This is a genomic window from Pantoea sp. R102 (assembly GCF_004916815.1).
Lineage (GTDB): Bacteria > Pseudomonadota > Gammaproteobacteria > Enterobacterales > Enterobacteriaceae > Pantoea > Pantoea dispersa.
Map to the genome: position 1 here is coordinate 1 of NZ_SDFT01000088.1, position 4703 is coordinate 4703.

General features: G+C 62.2%; 5 protein-coding genes. 1 reads left to right on the plus strand and 4 read right to left on the minus strand.

What is annotated here, in order from left to right; genetic code table 11:
* From ERD80_RS10375 to phnF, 4 genes are all read right to left on the minus strand, one after another.
* On the minus strand, positions 1–441 hold a 441-nt coding region (locus ERD80_RS10375), incomplete at its 3' end, for a carbon-phosphorus lyase complex subunit PhnI (protein WP_168926266.1).
* Entirely contained in the window at positions 441–1016 is a 576-nt protein-coding gene (phnH, locus tag ERD80_RS10380; protein WP_058774784.1) for a phosphonate C-P lyase system protein PhnH, read from the minus strand. The genes ERD80_RS10375 and phnH, both read right to left, overlap by 1 nt.
* Entirely contained in the window at positions 1013–1462 is a 450-nt protein-coding gene (gene phnG, locus ERD80_RS10385) for a phosphonate C-P lyase system protein PhnG (protein WP_058757348.1), read from the minus strand. The genes phnH and phnG overlap by 4 nt, the downstream gene beginning before the upstream one ends.
* The gene (gene phnF / locus ERD80_RS10390) at positions 1459–2175 is read right to left on the minus strand and encodes a phosphonate metabolism transcriptional regulator PhnF (RefSeq protein ID WP_136546818.1); all 717 of its coding nucleotides are present in this window, start codon (positions 2173–2175) and stop codon (positions 1459–1461) included. The genes phnG and phnF overlap by 4 nt, the downstream gene beginning before the upstream one ends.
* A gap of 312 nt (positions 2176–2487) precedes the next feature.
* On the opposite strand from phnF, the gene ERD80_RS10395 reads away from it, so the two are divergent.
* Entirely contained in the window at positions 2488–4653 is a 2166-nt protein-coding gene (locus ERD80_RS10395) for an EAL domain-containing protein (protein ID WP_059012650.1), read from the plus strand.
* Positions 4654–4703: the final 50 nt, after the last annotated feature.

Here is a 4703-nt window from a genome sequence, read left to right on the forward strand (position 1 = left end):
CTGATCGTCACGCGCGGCGGCCGGCGTTTCGCCGTTGGCCAGCAGGGTAAAATCCAGCAGGCGGTGGCTGTAGTCATAGGTCGGGCCCAGCACCTGGCCACCGGGCAGATCTTTGTAAACTGCCGAGATGCGGCGCTCGATGCGCATTTCCGCGGTTTCCAGCGCCAGGCTGTCCGCGAGGCGCGGCAGCGTGGTGCGGTAGGCGCGCAGCAGGAAAATCGCCTCGACCAAATCACCACTGGCCTGTTTGATGGCTAAGGCCGCCAGCTGTGTGTCAAAGATGCCGCCTTCGGTCATCACCCGGTCCACCGCCAGCCCCAGCTGTTGCGCCACCTGATCGCAGCCCAGCTCCGCAACGCTGCGATCGCCACGGCGCAGATCGGCCTGCAGCTGATGGGCGCTGGCAATCGCCTTTTCGCCCCCTTTCACGGCTACATACATCAGCACACCTCCACGTCGGTGGTGCGTGGCAGCGCCATCATCGCTTCACCGCAGGTGAAAATCAGATCCACCCCCTGCGGGAACGGATGCGGGCGCTCACGCAGATAGGTCAGAATGGCGGCCGGCAGTTGCGGCGCGATGGCGCGCGGCTCACGCAGGCCGGGCCCGGAGAGGCGCAGCGTCAACCCGCCGTTGAGCGACGGCACTTCGACAATCAGCGTGGTGCTCTTCTCGGGGGACAGATTGTCACCGGCAGCGAAGCAGGCGGGATCGGGATTGGCCGCCGCGTGGGTCAGCGCAAACGGGGCATCGCGCTCATCGACAATCGGTACGCCGGTGTGAAAGCGCAGGTTGCTGCGCAGGATATCGCTGTCCACACGGCGATCCAGCCACAGCGCGCTCTCCTGATCGACCAGCGTCAGCAGCACCGCCGTTGCGGCCGGGGAGAGATCGCCCCAGCCCTGCGCCAGCGGCAGCGAGACCATCACGCCCGGCTCGCTCATCGCTTTGAGAATGCGGCGGAAGGCGCGCTGGGCGTCGGCAACCGGATGGTTAAAACTTGCCAGTAATGTCATTCGTTATCTCCGCGAACCAGCGTAAAGAAATCCACTTTGGAGCTGGCGATTTCCCGCGCGCGCAGCTGGCGCTGCTCTTCACGCAGTGCCGCCAGCGGGGCAATAATTTTTTCCTGCAGCAGCGCCTGGGTTTCCGGCTGTTGCAGCAGCGCATCAATCAGCGCGCAGCGTTCGGCATGCGCCTTATCGCGCCCCAGCACATAGCTAAAACCCAGCGTGCCGTCGTGCAGTCTGATCACCGCGCGGGTGACGGTGGCATCGCCCATGACGAAGCGTTTCCCGCTGCCGCCCATGCGCGCCTGCAAACGGGTTAAACCGGTTTCCGCCGGGCGCAGGCGCTCGAAGGCGGGTGTAAGCTGTAGCGACTGCCAGTGGCTGGCCAGCGCGCTGGCTTCACTGTGCGCCAGCACCGAAAGCCAGTGCTGACGGGCGGTTTGCTGTTTCATTGGTGCTCCAGGGTGAGTTCAATCATGTCGCCACGCGTCAGGCTGACGGAGTACTCCGCCACCTGACCGTCAGGCTGTGTGTTCAGGGTGCGCACGCACAGCAGCGGCGCATGCAGCGTAATCTCCAGCTGTTTGCACTCTTTGGCCTGTGCGCGGCGGGTACTGATGCGGGTCTGACTGCGACTCAGCTGCAGGCCGAGCTGCTGCTGCATGAAGTCGTGCAGGGAACCGTGCTGGAACGTCTGCAGCGCCGGCCACCAGCGCAGGTCGGGCAGATAGTGGTTGATCACGCACACCGGCACGCCGTTGACGCGGCGCAGGGTGCGTAAGTGAATGACGCTGGCGCCCTCGTCACTGCCCAGCGCGGCGGCCACGTCGCTGCTGGCCGGACGCAGTACCGCCAGCAGCCGTTCGCTGGTGGGATGACTGCCCTGCTCCAGCAGGTTCTGGCTAAAGCGCGCCTGGGCATGCAGCGGGTAGTCGTACGGGCGCATCAGCACCAGGATGCCGACGCCATGGCGCCGCTGCAGCAGGCCTTTGTTCACCAGCTCATCTACGGCCCGGCGCAGCGTGTGGCGATTGACGGCGTAGTGATCGGCCAGCTGCTGTTCTGACGGCAGATAATCGCCGCAGCGATAGCGCTCCTGCAGCGCCTGCTCCAGCTGGGCGGCAACCGCCTGATAGACAGTGGTCGGATGTCTGGATATCTCCATCACGCTCAATACCTCATTCGCTTCAGGTTGAGGGGCGCAGCGGAAGAGGCTGCGGAATGGCGACTACAGTGCGGGAGACAGATGACAGTGCCGTGACGGCTCAGTGACGTACGGATGAATTTGCTTTAAGGCAGCAGGATGGCAGCCAGACGGCGACCAATTCAATAAAATCCACTTAACTGTTACCTTTGTGACTAAGCGCAAAAAAATCGCGTGCAGTTTCACGCCTTTAACGCTTCCCTTACCGGATGCAGGCTGCGTAAATTCTGCTAATTTAATCAGTAAGCCCTGCCCGGAGCGCGAAACCTTAAAATGATAAACACCTTCAAACTTTCGCACGGTTTTCGCCGCAATTTTTTGCGCGAAGTGATCCTGCCGCTGGTGGCGATTTTGCTGCTGACTTTTCTCGGTGCCGGTTTCGGCCTGTTCTGGAGCACCTCGGCCACCAACCATGAGGCGCGCGAGCAGCAGCAGCGGATGATCGCTGCCTCGTTCAATCAGAGCCTGAGTGAACATCTGCGCCAGCTGCGCAGCCTGACGCGCTGGTCCCCGCTCGCCGATCAACTGGCGCAGCCGCAGCCGGACAGCGACTGGCTGAACCAAAACGTCGGTAGCTGGCTGTACGATATGTTTGATCATCAGCTGATTGTGCTGCTTGACCGCACCAATCAGCCGACCGCCGTGTGGCGCAACGGCCAGCCGGTGGCGGATCTGCGCATCGGGCCGTACCTGCGCGATCTGTTGCAGACGCCACTGGTGCAAAGCAGTGATGAGGTACCCGGTCCGGCCGACCGCGCGGATTTTGTGCGCATCGGCCAGCGTGCGGCAGCGCTGGCGGTGGGCGATATCAGCACCACGCGCGAGGCCGGGCGCTACCGGCTGGTGAGTATTAAGTTTCTTGATGATGGCTATCTGCGCAACTTGTCTGAACGCAGTCAGCTGCGGCAGCTCTTCTTTAGCGATGGCGTACCGCAGAACGACCGCAAAGCACGCTATCCGCTGACCTCGCGTCAGGGCGATATCGTCGGCTACCTCAGCTGGGATCCGGACAAGCCGGGCGCGCAGATGTTGCGTACCCTCGGCCCTTCCACGCTGATTTCGGTGCTGCTGATCACCCTGCTGTGTCTGTTTATGGTGCGGCGCATCTGGACTTCCTCGCTCGATTTATCGCAGTCGCTGCTGAAGCTCGGGGCCAGCGAGGCGCAGGCGCAACATCTGGCGTTTCACGATGTGCTGACCGGGCTGCCGAACCGGGCGCTGGTTGAAGATCGGCTGACTCAGGCACTGGCCGCCGCGACCCGTCACGACCAGCGCGTGGCGTTGCTGCTGCTGGATCTGGATCGCTTCAAAATCATTAACGATACCTGGGGCCATCACGCTGGCGATGATCTGATTATCGAGGTGGCGCGCCGCCTGAGTCACCTGGTGCGCGCCAGCGATACCGTCGGGCGTATTGGCGGCGATGAATTTATCATCGTGATGCCGGAGGTAGAGAATATCGGTCAGGTGCAGGCGCTGGCGCAGCGCATCATCGCCGCGCTGGGCGAGCCGTATCAGCTGGTGGGCAACGAGCTGTGGGTTGGCGTTAGCATTGGCCTGGCGCTGGCACCCCGCGATGGTATTGACCGGCTGGAGCTGATGCGCAAAGCCGACATTGCGCTGTACGAGGCGAAAAATGGCGGACGCGGCCAGTATCGCCAGTTTGAAAAGGTGATGGATGAATCGCTGCGCACGCGGCAGCAGATAGCGGCGGATCTGCGTCAGGCGCTGGTCACGTACGACGGTCTGGCGGTGTGGTATCAGCCGCTGATGGAGATCAGCGGCCAGCGGATTGTCGGACTGGAAGCGCTGCTGCGCTGGCATCATCCGCAGCGCGGCGATGTGTCGCCTGCGGACTTTATCGCCATCGCCGAAGAGACCGGCATGATTATTCCGCTGGGCGAATGGGTGCTGCGCGAGGCCTGCAAAACCGCCCTGAAGTTACCGCAGGTGATTGTGGCGGTGAACGTTTCGCCGGTGCAGTTCCGCGCCAGCGGGTTTGTCGAACGCATGATTGAGATTGTGCAGTCGGAAGGAGCCGATCCGCAGCGGCTGGAGCTGGAAATCACCGAAGGCGTGTTGATTGAGGATGAACACGAAGCGCGCAACAGCATCATCGCGCTGCGCGACGCCGGGTTCCGTATCGCGCTGGATGATTTCGGCACCGGCTATTCGAGCCTCAATTATCTCAGCACCTTTCCGGTCGACAAGATTAAAATCGACCGGTCGTTTACCCAGTCGCTGGGCGTGGCGGAAAACTCCACCGCGATTGTTGAATCCGTGGTACGCCTCGGTCACGCCATGGGCCTGACCGTCACTGCCGAAGGCGTCGAAACCGAGGGCCAGAAAAACGCGCTGGCCGATGCCGGGTGTAATGAGCTGCAGGGATATTTGTTCAGCCGGGCGGTGCCGTTGAGCGAGATTGAGCGGATGGTGTGAGGGGAGAACGGCGTTTAATTCGTTTGTTTTTGTCCTGGTGCGCATAAATG

Coding starts and splice junctions, on each gene's coding strand:
- phnF (WP_136546818.1), bottom strand. CDS start 2,175: ATGGAGATATCCAGACATCCGACCACTGTCTATCAGGCGGTTGCCGCC.
- phnH (WP_058774784.1), bottom strand. CDS start 1,016: ATGACATTACTGGCAAGTTTTAACCATCCGGTTGCCGACGCCCAGCGC.
- ERD80_RS10395 (WP_059012650.1), top strand. CDS start 2,488: ATGATAAACACCTTCAAACTTTCGCACGGTTTTCGCCGCAATTTTTTG.
- phnG (WP_058757348.1), bottom strand. CDS start 1,462: ATGAAACAGCAAACCGCCCGTCAGCACTGGCTTTCGGTGCTGGCGCAC.